Genomic DNA, 13,991 nt, shown 5'->3' with positions numbered 1-13,991 from the left:
AGCGCGGCGGCGGCGCCCCGAAAGCGACCCGAAGCGCAGCCCAGGGGCAGCCTCAGGGGCATGCTGCGGCCGCCGACCGGTTCTCTGCAAACCCCTGGCATGCGTTCGCCAGCCCGCTAATCGGCAAGGCCGTGCGCCTCGCCGCCCGCGTGACCCGCCATGGCGGCAGCGCGCTGCCCGGCCAGGTCATCGAACGCATCGACCCGGGCTTCCTGCGCCGCACGCTCGGGCGGCTGCCGCTGGGCGTCGTGCTCGTCTCCGGCACGAACGGCAAGACGACGACGACCCGCATGGTCGCCTCGATGCTCGAAGACCTGGGCCTCAAGGTGTTCACCAACCCGACCGGCTCGAACTTCACCCGCGGCGTCGTCTCCTCCATCCTCGAGCAGGGGAGCCTGTCCGGCAGGCTCGACGCCGACATCGCCGTCCTCGAGCTCGACGAAGCGTACGCCGTGCATTTCGTCGAGCAGGCGCGCCCCCGCTACGCGCTGCTGCTCAACGTGCTGCGCGACCAGCTCGACCGTTTCGGCGAAATCGACAACACCGCCCGGCTGCTGGGCCATGTGGCGTCCGCCACGACCGGCACCGTCGTGCTCAACCGCGAGGACCCGCGCATCGCGGCGCTGGCCGAACTCGTGCCGGCAGGCACCGCCGTGCGCTGGTTCGGCCTGTCGGAACAACTGCGCCCGGCGTTCCCCTCCGACGACCAGATGACGACGACGATCCAGGCGCAGGGCGCCGGCGAAACGCCCCGCGAAGCCGACCCGGACGCCATCGCCGGCGACGCGGCCCGCGAAACGCTTCCCGCCGACGTCACGCTCGTCAGCGTCGGCGACCACCATGCCGAACTCGACGTCGACGGCGAGCGGATCGGCACCGCCGTCAAGCTCGAAGGCGTCTACAATCTCTACAACGCAGCCGCCGCGCTCGCCGTCGTGCGCGCCGTGCGCGACGATGCCGTGCGTGCGCTGCGCGAGCCGCAAATCTTAAGCGAACTGCAGCGGCGCGGGCAGCCCGGCTTCCGACAGCGGCTCTCGCGCTTCGCCGCGGCGAGCACCGCGCAGCAAATCTCGGCGCTCGCCAACGTGACGCCGGCGTTCGGCCGCGGCGAGAAGATCTCGGTGAACGGTTCCGACGTCGAGCTGCTGCTCGTGAAGAACCCGATGGGCTTCCGCCTCGCCCTCTCGTCGTTCGCGCCCGAAGGGCACGACACGATGATCGCCATCAACGACGAATACGCCGACGGACGCGACATGAGCTGGCTATGGGACGTCGACTTCACGAGCCTGGCGGCCACCGGCGTGGCGACGGTGTCCGGCGTGCGCGGCTGGGACATGGCGCTGCGGCTGGAATACGACCAGGTTCCCGTCGGCGAAACCGACACGGACCTCGAGGCGGCGGCGCTGCGGTTCGCCCAACGCAACCCGGGCACCCCGAAGCACATCTACTGCACGTATACGGCGATGCTGAGAATCCGCGCCGCGCTCGCCAAGGTCGCCAACGTCGCCGATGCCGGCGTCGGCAAATAACGCAAGCAACGGCGCAACGCAAGGCTGAAGGAAGGACGCGATGGCAACCCAATCCCGCGATATCGATATCGTTTCGCTCTACCCGCGCGACATGAACATCTACGGCGACTCCGGCAACGTGCTGACGGTGGAGCGCCGGCTTGCGCTCTACGGCTATGAGCCGCGCATCCGCTTCGTCAACCAGAACGATCCGTGGCCCGAGCATGCCGACATCATTCTCGGCGGCGGCGGCCAGGACACCGGCCAGAAGAAGATCATCGAGGATTTCTTCCGCCGCGCCGACCTGCTGCGTTCGCTGGCCGCCGACGGCACGCCGATGCTGATGATCTGCGGGCTGTACCAGCTGTTCGGCGAGTATTTCGAAACCGTCGACGGCGCGCGGCTGGAGGGAATCTCGATCATTCCCGCGTATACGGTGGGCCGTGAAACGCGCATGATCGGCAATCTCGTGGAGGAAAGCGACGATTTCGGCAAGATCGTCGGCTACGAAAACCACTCGGGGCAGACGTTCCTGAGGGAAGGCGCGCGGCCGCTGGGACGGGTCGCTGCCGAAGGGGAAGGCAACAACGGCGAAGACCATACCGAAGGCGCCCGCGTCCATAACGTCATCGGAACGTACATGCACGGTTCGCTGCTGCCGAAGAACCCCGCCATCGCCGATTTCCTGATCCGCACGGCGGCCGAACGCCGCTACGGCACGTTCGAGCCACGCCAAAGCGAGCGGCAGCAACAAGATTTGCGCCGGCTCGACGACACGGCGGCCCGCGCCCGCGACGTCGCCTTTGTACGCCTTCGCTGAACATCGGTACGCGGGGAGCGTCGAAAGCGCCAAGCGAGTAGAGTTAGGGGTCAACAGTGCAACTCCAAACGCTCAGAAGGGGGCAAGAGATGGCTGACAACAACAATCTTCTCGACGGATTCGGCGAGGGCCTGCGCAAGGTGTTCCTTGCGGGCGTCGGCGCGATGGCGACGACGGCGGAAAAGGGGCATGAAATCATCAACGACCTCGTCAAGAAGGGCGAGCTGACCGTGGAGCAGGGCAAGACCCTCAACTCCGAGCTGGCGCACAAGGCCGACGACGCGAAGGGCACCCTCAAGGACCAGACGCGCGAAGCCGCCGAAACGGTGAAGAACGCCGCCTCCGGCCTGCGCGAAACGGTGCGCAGGGACGTCGAGGAGGACCGCAAGGCCGTCCATGAAGACGAAAAGGAACTCAAGGAAGACGCCAAGAAGGACGAGGACCGCTGAACCGCAACGACGCAGGGGGCCAGGGCGGCCCCATCCGCGATACAAAGCCGCCGCAAGGCGAACAGGTTGACGATGTCGCGCTCGCGCAGGATGCCGGGCGCGACATCGCCGTCGTGGCCAATGGAGGCGACGGCGCCGACGACTTGCTTTCACGTGAAACGCTGGAAGATACGCCGCTGTCCTACGATGCGGCGCGCGAAAGCGCCGATCCGGAACTGGACGACGCGGCGAAGGACCCGAAAAGCGACTACCGCAACTGGGATGACGTCGCCTACTGGGAACAGCGCGATGCGCAGCGCAAGCAGGAAGCTCAGGGCAAGCAGGAAGCGCAGCGCGATTCCCGGCACGGGCAGGAGGGCGCCGCGGCTTCGGGCGCCGCTGCCGGCGCCGCTGGGACGGGCGATGTTCCCCGTGAAACGCACGATACGTCCGGTGCCGGCATCCCCGCCAGGCAGCCGAGCGAAACGATAGGGTTGTTCGGCTCCCATAAGCAGAGCTTTTCCGAGGAATACCATCTGACGCGGCGCAGCAAGCTCAAGCGCCTCAAGCAGATCATGCGCATCGCGATGCACTACGACGTCGTCAAGGGGCTGACGCCGGTCAAGATGCGCCTGATGCTCGAAGCACTGGGGCCGACGTTCGTCAAGGTCGGGCAGATCCTGTCCATGCGCTCGGAGATCCTGCCGGCGCCGTTCTGCGACGAGCTGGCCAAGCTGCGCGCCAACGCCGACCCGATGCCCTACGACGTCGTGCTGCAGACGCTGGAGAAGGAATACGGGCGGCCGATCGAGGAGATCTTCGACCATATCGACACCAAGCCCCTGGGCTCGGCGTCGCTGGCGCAGGTGCACCGCGCGACGCTGAAGACCGGCGAAGACGTCGCCGTCAAGGTGCAGCGGCCCGGCGTGCGTGAAACGATGGCCGAGGACATCTCGATCATGCGCTCGATCGCCAAGGGCGCCACGAAGGTCATGCACAGCGCGCAGGTCGTGGACTTCCAGGGCGTCGTCGAGGAGCTGTGGGAAACGTTCGACGAGGAGACGAACTTCCTCAACGAGGCGCGCAACCTGTGCGAATTCAAGCGGTTCTGCAAGTCCTACGCGTATATGGACTGCCCGACGGCCTATGTCGACCTGTGCACCGAACATGTGCTCGTCATGGAGTACGTCGACGGCATTCCGGTGGCGCATACCGCCGAGCTGGAAGCCGACGGATACAGTCTCAAGGAAATCGGCACGAAGCTCGTCGACAACTATGCGGCGCAGATCCTCGACGTCGGTTTCTTCCACGCCGACCCGCATCCAGGCAACATCATGATCCGCAATGGGCAGATCATCCTGCTCGACCTGGGCATGACCGGGCGGCTGGATGCGTCCACGCGTGCGGCGCTGCAGCAGATGCTGTTCGCCGTGGCCAAGCAGGATTCGCCGCAGCTGGCGAACGCGCTGCTGCGGTTCGCCGGGGCGGATACCGACGCCACCGACTACCCGGAGCTGCTTGCCGACCTCGACGGCATCGTCAAGGAATTCGGCACGGTCGACCTCGCCGACCTCAACCTCGCCGACTTCCTCGGCTCGCTGACGCAGATGGCGCGGCGGCACGGCATCGAGGTGCCCAGCTCGGTCACGACGGTCGGCCGCGCGCTGGTGACGCTCGAAGGCACGCTCGACGAGTTCATCCCCGACGTCAACATGATCGAGATCATCTCGAAGCACATCGCCGCGGCGAAATCGAAGAAAACGGTGGTGGTCGACGAGCTCAAGTCGCTCGCGCTCGAAAGCCACGAGGCGCTGCACGGCGCGCTGAAGGCCATCAACGAAACCGAAGTGGCGCTGCACATGCTCACCCGCGGCGAGCTGCGGCTCAATGCGGAGCTGGTCGGTTCCGAAAAGCCGCTGCACCAGCTCGGCGACATGGTCAACCGCCTGACGATGGCGCTGATCGTCGTCGGCTTGTTCATCGGCTCGTCGATTGTCTATTATGCCGGCATGAAGCCGATCATCTTCGGCATTCCGGTCGTCGGGTTCCTCGGGTACGTCATAGCGTTCGTGCTGAGCGCCTGGATCGTGTTCGACATCATCTCCAAGAACAGGGCAAGCAAGAAGCGCGGGCGAGGCAAGTAGGTTTTGCTGACAGCCATGCCGCTGCGCGGCGCCGCCCAGCTTCCTACCATAGAATTACAGGCCAAGGGCCGCTGGGCCGGCCTTGCACTGCGGAGGAATCGCAGAAGGAAATCGCAGGAGGAACGATGTCCAAGTTTTTCAGGAACGTACTGATTGGCGGGGCGGCCGCGGCTGGCGCCGCGCTGTTCGCCACCGCGCCGCGCACGTTCGCCAACAAGCGCGCCAACTACGTGCCGACGCTGCCGAACGTGCTGTATGCCCACCGCGGGCTGCATGACGCCGGCTCGGGCCTGAGCCAGCAATACGCGCCCGACAGTGGCCAGTATGTCGCGCTGGCGCGGCGCATGGCGATGAAGGCCGGATTCGGCAGCCCGTCCGAACCGGGCCCGATTGCCCCCGAGAACTCGCTGGCCGCGTTCGCCGCAGCCGCCGAAGCCGGCTACGGCATCGAGCTGGACGTGCAGCTGACGGCCGACGGCAAGGTCGTCTGCGTCCACGACGCCGACCTGCTGCGCGTGGCAGGGGACCCGCGCAAGGTGCGCGACCTGACGTATGACGAGCTGGTGCGGATCCCGCTGTTCCCGACGTGCGCGCCGGGCGCCGACAAGTCCCCGCTGCGCGAAGGTGCGGAGGAGAACCCGCCGCTGGTCGTCACGCCCGATGAAGCGCCGGAAGGCTACTACCAGCATGTGCCGCTGCTCGAGGACGTGCTGCACGTCGTCGACGGACGCGTGCCGATCATCGTGGAGTTCAAGTTCGACGACCTGCGCCACTGGGACCCGGAGGACGACGAACTGATGGAGCGCGCTTCCGACCTGCTGCATGCCTATGAAGGCCCCTATGCCGTCGAGTCGTTCAACCCGGTGGCGATGAACTGGTACAAGAGCCACTACCCGCAGGTGTGCCGCGGCCAGCTCGCCGTCGGCAAGGAACTGGCGAAGGCCGGTCCGGTGGACTGGATCGCCGGGTGCCTGGGGCTCAACTGGCTGTCGCGGCCGGATTTCGTGGCCTACCTGTGGAGCGAGGGCGAGAACCCGGCGCTCAAGCTCGACCGTTCGATGGGCGCGCTGGCTGCCGCCTGGACTATCCGCTCGGACGCCGAGCTCGAGGAAGCGATGCCGTACTTCGACCGCTTCATCTTCGAATCGTTCGTGCCGCCGGCAATCCCCGACTCCGTGAAGATCGAGGGCTGACCGGCGCCGGAACGCTGCGGTTGCGGCGTTCCGGCTGCTGCCAGGCCGGCACTTTCAGTCGATGACGCCGTAGAGGCGGTCGCCGGCGTCGCCCAGGCCCGGCACGATGTAGCTCTTGTCGTTGAGGCCCTCGTCGACGGCGCAGACGACGACCTTGAAGTCGATGGACGGATCGATGTTCTCTTCCACGTACTTGATGCCTTCGGGGGCGGCGATGATGCACACGGCGGTGACGTCCTTGGCGCCGCGGTCGGCAAGGTAGTGGGTCGCCGCGACCAGCGTGCCGCCGGTGGCGAGCATCGGGTCGATGAGGAAGCACTGGCGTCCGGTGAGGTCTTCGGGCAGGCGGTTCGCATAGGTAATCTGCTGCGTCGGGTGCTCTTCGTCGCGCTTCATGCCGAGGAAGCCGACTTCGGCGGCCGGAATCATCTTCATCATGCCGTCGAGCATGCCCAGGCCGGCGCGCAGCACCGGCACGACGATCGGGCGTGGCTTGGCGATGGCCTTGCCGACCGTTTTGGCGACCGGCGTTTCGATCTCCTTGTCGACGACGGCGAGATTGCGGGTGGCTTCGTAGGCTTCCAGCGTGACGAGTTCGGAGACGAGTTCGCGGAACGTGGCGGAAGACGTGTTCTTATCGCGCAGAATGGTGAGCTTGTGCTCGACCAGCGGGTGGTCCAAAACGTGAAGATCCATGGTTTCTAGAGTAAGCATGCGGCTGGAAGAACGGCGGGAGCGCGCCAGCGCCGGGAAAACTGCGCCGTGAGCATTGAACAGATGCGATGGCTCGTGTATAGTAAGAGGCCGCGTCGGGCCGTGCATAGCCCCGGGCTCCATTTTTTGCCGCTGCGAGCGGCCTGTGCGCCGACATGGCGCTTTCGCGGTCCGGCGCATTTCTCTTTCCGTATCCTTAATCTCCCTGCACAGCGCAGCCAAATCCCCTTATGCGGGAGGTCGCCTTCTGCTTCCTGGCTTCCGCTTTGCCTCTTCCTGTCGAGGTGCCCCCTACCCGTTTTGTGTAGAATCTGGACAAACGGGGGCGTACAGCCGGTAGATTTGCGGGAAAGCAAGGCTGGTGGGGAACGCTGAACGACGCGGCTCAAAGGTTTGTGCCGGCTGGGAGCGAGGAGAGTGAAGATGGGTCCGATGGTTGCCGCGGTGACGGCCGCCGCGTTGGCGGTTGCGCCGTCCGCGATGGTGGATGCGGGGTATACAGCAACGGAAAATACCGTTACAGTGGCACAAGCACCGCTGTTGGGTGGATGCCCGACGTGGATGCATGTATTGGGCCTATGCTGACGGCGGTCAGCGCTCCGTGGGAAAGGGGCAGCGCATTGCGGCACATCGCGGACAACAGCAAACACCATCAAGTCAGATTGCGCCACCCTGTCGTTGCGGCCATCATTGCCCTGTGCTCTGCGTTTACGCTGTGGGAAACGTCTGGCACGCTAGGGGCCACTCCGGTGCTGTGGGTGGGCGCGCTGGCCATTGTGGCGCTGATGGTCGCCAGCTACCGCTGGCCCATTCCGTCGCTGATTGCGCTCGCCATCGTATCGATTCTTGTTGATTCCGGCTGCGCGTTCATATTCCACCGGTCGGTGAGTTTCTGCATCTATGCGCATGCGTTTGTCGTGGGCATGTGGGCGTATTACCAAGGCGTATGGGGCGGCGCGGCGATGTGGGCGCTGATTTCCGCCTACCAGATTCTCTGGAGCGGCTTCTATTATGGATGGGAAGAAGTGCTCTCCGTCAATATGGGGTTCGTTGGGCTTTTCGCGTTCTGCGCCATTCTTGGCTGCGGCATCCGCCAGCTCAACGAGTCGCTGCATGCCCAGGCCGAGTCGCTGCGCCGGCGCGAAGCCATGGAGCTGCAGCTCGCCGGACGCATCCACGATTCGATTTCCAGCGAACTGACGCATGCCGTGTACGCGCTGCGCAGCGGGGCGAACGAAAGCGAAGTGGAGGAGAGCCTGCGGCAAATCAACGTGGATTTGCGCTCGGTGCTCAACGACCTGAAGGAACCGGAAAAATCCCCCGCGCCAGCGCAAGGCGACGACGACGCGTTCGAGCGGCAGCTGCAGGCGTGCATGGACGAATCGCAGCAGCGGCTCGAGCAGGACGGCATCCGAGGCACCTGCATGGTCCGGACGGTCGGCAGGCATCTTGACGTTTCCCCTGCCGTACGCGATACCGCGCTGCTGGCGCTGCGTGAGTGCTTCACGAATCTTCAGCGCCATGCGGACCGCAACAGTGAATACGACGTGTCGGCGGTCATTGAACCCGACGGCGTTTCCATTGCGGCCGTCAATGCCATCGGAGACCAACGCGAAGGGCTGGAAGGCGGCCATGGGCTGGAACTGCTGCGCCAGCAAGTCGAATCTTTGGGTGGCGAGCTGGTGGCGGCAGCTGCCGGAACGCAATGGATGACCGTAATCTCGATTCCCTATGACAGGGAAACCGACGAAGGAGGACGGTAAATGCCAGGAACTTTTGACGCAACGCAACGCAAGACGGCGGTGATCGTGGAGGACGACGCGCTCGCAGCCGTCATGGTCAAGCGGATTCTCGAAGGCGTGCGGCCGGAATTCAGTTCCATCCGCCGCTTCGCCTCCGGCCGCGAAGCGATACGGTTCATCGTCGACGGGCCGCATGCCGACGTCGGGCTGATGGTGACCGATATCCGGCTGGAAGACCTCAACGGGCACGTCGTATGCCGCTATGCACGCCATGAGAGCGTGACATTCCCGATTCTCGCCATTACGTCGCTCGCCGTGCGCAAGGTGGAAAACCAGGTCATGCGGGCCGGGGCGCAGGGGCTGCTATCGAAGGACAGTTCGCTGGACCAGTGGGCCGAAGCGCTGCGGCAGGTGCTGGAGGAGGGCCATATGCCCGGCTTCGAGTCGCCGATGATGGCGAACGCGCGCATTGGATGCTCCGAGCGGCGCGGAACGCTGCTGACGGCGACGGAAGAGCTGGTCATTTCGTGGTGCGCCCACGGCTGGGACGACGAAAGCATCGCCGAACAGCTGCGCATTTCGCAGGCGACGGTACGCAAGCACCGCCAGAACATCTGCGTAAAGTGGGACTGCGCCACGCTGCGCGAAGCCATCGCTCACTGGAACATGGTGGAAAACTCCCTGACCATGGACTAGCTTCGCGCTGCTTCAACGCGGACGTCGGTACGGATTATTCGAGCTTGCCGGTGCGCCAGAGGTGGGCTCCGGCCTTGAGGTCGGTTGCCGTCGACGTAAGATTCCCGGCGGTGTGCATCAGCTTGGCCGCCTGCGAGCGCAGCTTGCGTACGTCGGCGTCATGGTTGTCGCCGAGCGCTTCGGCGCGGGAAAGGAGGCGCCGCGACTGCACGCGCAGTCCGGCGACGACGACTTCGATGAACGTGGCGGCGCGGGTGAGCGCAACGGCGAAGTCGCCGCGGAACGCGCCGGTGAGGATCGAGTCGGCGGTGCGCGCGATGTCGTCTTCGGTCGGCGCTGAATCGACGCCGGCGATGGCGGATGCCGCCGTTGCGATCGGCTCCCCGAGCCGCCACAGCCGCGCAATGGATTCGCTATGGCGCCGCATCCATTCGCGCAGGCAGTATAGCCGCCACAGCACGCCCGGCAGCGAATCCGGCTCGGCGTGGCTCCACAGTTCGGCGATGACGTCGACGCCTTCGCGGTCCACGATGGTCAGCACGCGCTCGACGACCTGCGGATCCTTCGTGGCATGGACATGGCTCAGGAGCGCCCATGCGGTGGCGTGGCTCATTTCGGTGACGTATTCGGGGTCGAGGCCGCCGACGATGTTGTCGGCGATGGCCTGGTCGAGCTGGCCGGGGCGTGCCGGGCGCGGGGAGCCGGCGTGCGAGAACGCGCCGCGGCTGGCGACGATGGAGCCGGAACCGAAATGCATGGAGTTAGTAGACAAGCGGGAGCACTTTCTGGATATCGATGATGCGCGGACCTTCCGCCGACTCAACAAAGAATAGCGCAAGCGCGCTGCCGGTGGGCATGTACGGCGATTTGGCGATGAGCTGCTTGGCGAGCGCGGAGCTTGCGCACATCGGCCGCAGCCGTTCGAACATGCCGCCGATAACCGGCCGGTGCATGCAGACGAGCGATGCCGAAGGGGTGCCCAGCGTTGCGTTGATTTCGGCGAGGAACGCCGCCCATGCGCCATCGGGGTTAGCCGCGAACGCGTCCTCGGTGAGCGCTTCGGCGTATTCCATCGGCCGTTTCGTCTGCCACGAGAGCATCTGCACCGTCTGCTGGCAGCGCAGCCACGGGGAAGTGACGAGCCGGACGGGGTTGTAGCAGGCTAGTTCGCGGTCGAGCGCGTAGGAAGCGGCGCAGCCGTTCGGCGTGATCGGCCGGTTCTCCTCGGTGCCGTCCCACGATTTGCGGCTTTCGGCCTTCGCGTGGCGCACCAGCAGCAGCGGGCGCGCTTCGGCCGCGCCTTCCTCAAGCCGGTCGACGAACAGCGCCAGGATGTCGCGGTCGGTGGAGTGGGTGAGCTTCTTGCGCGCCTGCGCGATCGGCAGCCATTCGACGTCGTTGATTTCGCCCAGATCGGCCCGGTGGACCGGCCCGAAGGCTTCCGAAAGGTGCTGCGCGTCCGCGCGGTTGATCGCCGTCGCCATCCAGTAGCGCACATGCTTCGTCTGCAGCGACCGGACGCGGGGTTTCGAGCCGGCATGCGAACGAGATTTCTTCCCTTCGTCGCTTAAGGGGTATTCGACGTCGCCAAGGTAGGGGCCGAGTGCGACGTGCATGCCGGTTTCCTCGCCGATTTCGCGCACGGCCGCATGCCGCGGGGATTCGTTGGCTTCCAGCTTGCCTTTTGGCCAGCTCCAGTCGTCGTACTTCGGCCGGTGCACGAGGCAGACTTCAATGGCCCCGCCGGGCTGCTGGCGGTACAGTATGCCGCCGGCAGCCTCGACGGTCCTTCCATGCTTGCTCATGCTCTCCATCGTAGGGCGTTCGCCGCTCCAGTCAGTTCGCTCCGTGCGGACGGCGCGTGTGCTTGCGGATGAGGAACTCCTGGCTGTCCACCAGCGGATGGCCCTCGGCGTCCTTCGAATGGCGCTCGTAGGTGCCGTCGGGCTGCATGTGCCACGATGCGGTGGAATCGGCCATCTGCAGGTCGATGTAGTCGATGAGCTCGTCGATCTGCTCGGGAGCCGTGATGCGCACGAGCGCCTCGACGCGCCGGTCGAGGTTGCGGTGCATCAGGTCGGCGGAGCCGATCCACACTTCCGGGCCCGCAATCGGGCCTTCGCCGATCTGCGGGCCGTTCGAGTTGGCGAACGCGTAGATGCGGCTGTGCTCGAGGAACCGGCCGAGGATCGAGCGCACGCGGATGTTCTCGCTCAGGCCGGGCACCCCGGGCTTGAGGGCGCAGATGCCGCGCTCGACGATGTCGATCTTCACGCCGGCCTGGCTGGCGCGGTAGAGCGCGTCGATCGTCTTTTCGTCGACGATCGAGTTGACCTTGATCTTGATCCACGCTTCCTTGCCTTCGCGGGCGGCCGCTTCCTCGCGCTGGATGCGCTGGATGAGCCCGGTGCGCACGGTGCGCGGCGCGACGAGCAGGCGGTGGAAGCTCGACTTCGGCGCGTAGCCCGACAGCTGGTTGAACAGGCGCGTCATGTCCTGGCCGACGACCGGGTCGCAGGTCAGCAGGCCAAGGTCGGTGTAGACGCGCGCCGTCTTCGGGTTGTAGTTGCCGGTGCCCACGTGGCAGTAGCGCTTGAGGCCGTCGGCTTCCTGGCGCACGACGAGGCTCAGCTTGCAGTGGGTCTTCAGGCCGACGATGCCGTAGACGACGTGCACGCCGGCACGTTCGAGCTTGCGGGCCCATGCGATGTTCGCGTCCTCGTCGAAGCGTGCCTTGAGTTCGACGAGCGCCAGCACCTGCTTGCCGGCGTGCGCGGCGTCGATGAGCGCGTCGATGATCGGCGAATCGGCCGAGGTGCGGTACAGCGTCTGCTTGATGGCCAGCACCTTCGGGTCGGCGGCGGCCTGCGCGAGGAACGCCTGCACCGACGTCGAGAACGAATCGTACGGGTGGTGCAGCAGGATGTCGTGCTCGCGGATGGCGGCGAAGATGTCCTGCGCGCGGCTCGTCTCCACTTCGGCGATCTGGCGGTTCGTCGTCGGCACGAACGGCGGGAACTTCAGGTCGGGCCGGTCGATGGCGCCGAGCTCGAACAGCACGGTGGCGTCCAGCGGGGTGGGCAGCCGGTAGACCTCGTCGGCCGTCACGCCGAGCTGGTCGGCGAGCAGCTGGGAGAGGAACGGCGAGGTGGCGTCGGAGATCTCCAGGCGGATCGGCGGTCCGAAGCGGCGGCGCAGCAGTTCCTTCTCGATGGCGTTGAGCAGGTTCTCGGCGTCGTCTTCCTCGACGTCGATGTCCTCGTTGCGCGTCACGCGGAACGAGCGCGCCTCCTTGATGATCATGCCGGGGAACAGGCTTTCCAGATGGGCGATGATCAGGTTCTCCATCGTGATGAAGCCATAGCGCACGTCATGCGCCTCGTCCTCGGTCATGTCGTCGACCGGCACCAGGCGGTTGAGGTTGTCCGGGATCTTCACGCGGGCGAAGTGCGACTTGCCGCTCGTGGGGTTCTCGACGAGCACGGCCAGGTTGATCGAGTTGCCGGAAATGTAGGGGAACGGGTGCGCCGGGTCGACGGCCAGGGGCGTCAGCACGGGGAAGACCTGCTGGCGGTAGTACCTCGAGAGGCGTTCCTGCTCTGACACCGACAGCTTGTCCCAGTCGAGCAGCACGATCTGCTCCTTGGCCAGGTCGGGCAGGATGTGGTCGATGACGTAGTGGGCGTGCTCGTCCTGCAGCTTGTGCGCCTGCTCGCTGATGGCGCGCAGCTGCTGGCGCGGGCTCAGGCCGGAAGCGGCCGTCACGGCGATGCCGGTGTCGATGCGGCGTTTGAGGCCGGCCACGCGGACCATGAAGAACTCATCGAGATTGCTGGCGAAGATCGCGGCGAAGCTGGCGCGTTCGATGATCGGCAGGTCTTCGTCCTGCGCCAGTTCGAGGACGCGCTTGTTGAACTTGAGCCAGCTGAGCTCGCGGTCGAAGAAGCGGTCGGGGGGCAGCGGCTGGGCGTCGGACTGCACGTCGGCTTTGTCGGGCTTGTCCGTCTCCGCAATATGCTCGGCGATCTGGCTGCGCAGGAACGCCTTGGAGGGTGCGTCAAAAATCTGTGTCATGCTACTACTTTAAGGGCTTCGGGCCGCTGCGTGCCGGAAACATTCGAAAATTTAACAGGACTTCACTTTTCGCGCAGGCCCGGGTGCCTTTCCCTGCGTTTCGGGGCGGTTCGCCAGCGACACGCCAATAACGAAATGGAGCGATGTTCGTTTGAACATTCCGGCCGTTTTTCGGCTCAGAAAGTTGCAAAGAGGGGGCTCCCTGGAGCGCTCGATGGAACAAATGAGATAATTTCGCAACATCGGTGCGAAAATCCGGTGAAATCGGCGAAAACGATTTGCAACCGGCGCGGAGTTGAGCATAATTAACAACTACAAGGACAACTGAAGAGCAGACCCCACAAAAAGTATATGGTCAGCAAGATTATTACGTTGAGCGGGTATTGGAAGGACTTACCGTTACAACGATGGAGTTGTGCAGAGATTCTGCCGCAGTTGGACTTGGAAAGGAAGGCCCGCCTAGCGCGGGCCTTCCCGTTTTTCGTTTCGGGCGCCCAGCGTGAAGCTGGGTGCCGTTCAATGCCTGGCGGCATAAACCGCCTCCCGGTACGCAAGGGTTAAGTAACAAATCGTGGGTCTTATAGCTCCTATCGGAGCCATCCTTTCCTGATGCCGAATCCGCTTTCGTAGGCGTTGATGTTGTCGGGGTTGGGGCCGGGCTGCTGGATGCCG

At 65.1% G+C, this 13,991-nt stretch carries 11 protein-coding genes; 7 read left to right on the top strand and 4 right to left on the bottom strand.

From position 1 onward, the window contains the following. Nucleotides 1-119: 119 nt before the first annotated feature. The 5 genes from AC1AXT_RS07105 (at nucleotide 120) to AC1AXT_RS07085 (ending at nucleotide 6,093) form a co-directional block, all read left to right on the top strand. Nucleotides 120-1,529, top strand: coding sequence for a DUF1727 domain-containing protein (locus AC1AXT_RS07105; protein WP_476541185.1), 1,410 nt, complete (start codon nucleotides 120-122; stop codon nucleotides 1,527-1,529). A gap of 40 nt (nucleotides 1,530-1,569) precedes the next feature. Then, entirely contained in the window at nucleotides 1,570-2,328 is a 759-nt protein-coding gene (locus AC1AXT_RS07100; RefSeq protein WP_476540901.1) for a type 1 glutamine amidotransferase, read from the top strand. A gap of 89 nt (nucleotides 2,329-2,417) precedes the next feature. Continuing rightward, a complete protein-coding gene (locus tag AC1AXT_RS07095) occupies nucleotides 2,418-2,777 on the top strand; it encodes a phasin family protein (RefSeq protein WP_476540899.1) in 360 nt (119 codons plus the stop codon). 440 nt (nucleotides 2,778-3,217) lie between these two features. Further along, nucleotides 3,218-4,900, top strand: a complete 1,683-nt coding sequence (locus AC1AXT_RS07090; protein ID WP_476541184.1) for an ABC1 kinase family protein — start codon at nucleotides 3,218-3,220, stop codon at nucleotides 4,898-4,900. Nucleotides 4,901-5,025: 125 nt separating this feature from the next. Further along, the gene (locus tag AC1AXT_RS07085; RefSeq protein WP_476540897.1) at nucleotides 5,026-6,093 is read left to right on the top strand and encodes a glycerophosphodiester phosphodiesterase family protein; all 1,068 of its coding nucleotides are present in this window, start codon (nucleotides 5,026-5,028) and stop codon (nucleotides 6,091-6,093) included. Between the two features lie 54 nt (nucleotides 6,094-6,147). Here AC1AXT_RS07085 and upp read toward each other — a convergent pair whose 3' ends face one another. Further along, nucleotides 6,148-6,789, bottom strand: coding sequence for a uracil phosphoribosyltransferase (gene upp / locus AC1AXT_RS07080; protein WP_476540895.1), 642 nt, complete (start codon nucleotides 6,787-6,789; stop codon nucleotides 6,148-6,150). 596 nt (nucleotides 6,790-7,385) lie between these two features. On the opposite strand from upp, the gene AC1AXT_RS07075 reads away from it, so the two are divergent. Together AC1AXT_RS07075 and AC1AXT_RS07070 are read left to right on the top strand one after the other, a co-directional pair. After that, the gene (locus tag AC1AXT_RS07075) at nucleotides 7,386-8,570 is read left to right on the top strand and encodes a sensor histidine kinase (protein ID WP_476562619.1); all 1,185 of its coding nucleotides are present in this window, start codon (nucleotides 7,386-7,388) and stop codon (nucleotides 8,568-8,570) included. Beyond that, nucleotides 8,571-9,245, top strand: coding sequence for a response regulator transcription factor (locus AC1AXT_RS07070; protein WP_476540892.1), 675 nt, complete (start codon nucleotides 8,571-8,573; stop codon nucleotides 9,243-9,245). It abuts the gene before it with no gap. Nucleotides 9,246-9,279: 34 nt separating this feature from the next. On the opposite strand, the gene AC1AXT_RS07065 is transcribed toward AC1AXT_RS07070, so the two are convergent. From AC1AXT_RS07065 to AC1AXT_RS07055, 3 genes are read right to left on the bottom strand one after another with little or no spacing between them, the layout of a single operon-like run. After that, nucleotides 9,280-10,002, bottom strand: coding sequence for a hypothetical protein (locus tag AC1AXT_RS07065; RefSeq protein ID WP_476541182.1), 723 nt, complete (start codon nucleotides 10,000-10,002; stop codon nucleotides 9,280-9,282). 4 nt (nucleotides 10,003-10,006) lie between these two features. Next, entirely contained in the window at nucleotides 10,007-11,059 is a 1,053-nt protein-coding gene (locus tag AC1AXT_RS07060; protein ID WP_476540890.1) for an NUDIX hydrolase, read from the bottom strand. A 22-nt stretch (nucleotides 11,060-11,081) separates the two neighbouring features. Beyond that, nucleotides 11,082-13,319, bottom strand: a complete 2,238-nt coding sequence (locus AC1AXT_RS07055) for an RNA degradosome polyphosphate kinase (RefSeq protein ID WP_476540889.1) — start codon at nucleotides 13,317-13,319, stop codon at nucleotides 11,082-11,084. Nucleotides 13,320-13,991 lie beyond the last annotated feature (672 nt).

It is taken from the genome of Bifidobacterium sp. LH_450 (assembly GCF_056356715.1).
The sequence above is the reverse complement of the archived record's forward strand: the minus strand, read 5'-3'. Positions and strand labels throughout refer to the sequence as shown.

What these genes read in the sequence shown, in the direction of transcription:
- AC1AXT_RS07100 (WP_476540901.1), top strand. Translation starts at nt 1,570, where the DNA reads ATGGCAACCCAATCCCGCGATATCGATATCGTTTCGCTCTACCCGCGC.
- AC1AXT_RS07095 (WP_476540899.1), top strand. Translation starts at nt 2,418, where the DNA reads ATGGCTGACAACAACAATCTTCTCGACGGATTCGGCGAGGGCCTGCGC.
- AC1AXT_RS07085 (WP_476540897.1), top strand. Translation starts at nt 5,026, where the DNA reads ATGTCCAAGTTTTTCAGGAACGTACTGATTGGCGGGGCGGCCGCGGCT.
- upp (WP_476540895.1), bottom strand. Translation starts at nt 6,789, where the DNA reads ATGGATCTTCACGTTTTGGACCACCCGCTGGTCGAGCACAAGCTCACC.
- AC1AXT_RS07075 (WP_476562619.1), top strand. Translation starts at nt 7,386, where the DNA reads ATGCTGACGGCGGTCAGCGCTCCGTGGGAAAGGGGCAGCGCATTGCGG.
- AC1AXT_RS07070 (WP_476540892.1), top strand. Translation starts at nt 8,571, where the DNA reads ATGCCAGGAACTTTTGACGCAACGCAACGCAAGACGGCGGTGATCGTG.
- AC1AXT_RS07065 (WP_476541182.1), bottom strand. Translation starts at nt 10,002, where the DNA reads ATGCATTTCGGTTCCGGCTCCATCGTCGCCAGCCGCGGCGCGTTCTCG.
- AC1AXT_RS07060 (WP_476540890.1), bottom strand. Translation starts at nt 11,059, where the DNA reads ATGGAGAGCATGAGCAAGCATGGAAGGACCGTCGAGGCTGCCGGCGGC.
- AC1AXT_RS07055 (WP_476540889.1), bottom strand. Translation starts at nt 13,319, where the DNA reads ATGACACAGATTTTTGACGCACCCTCCAAGGCGTTCCTGCGCAGCCAG.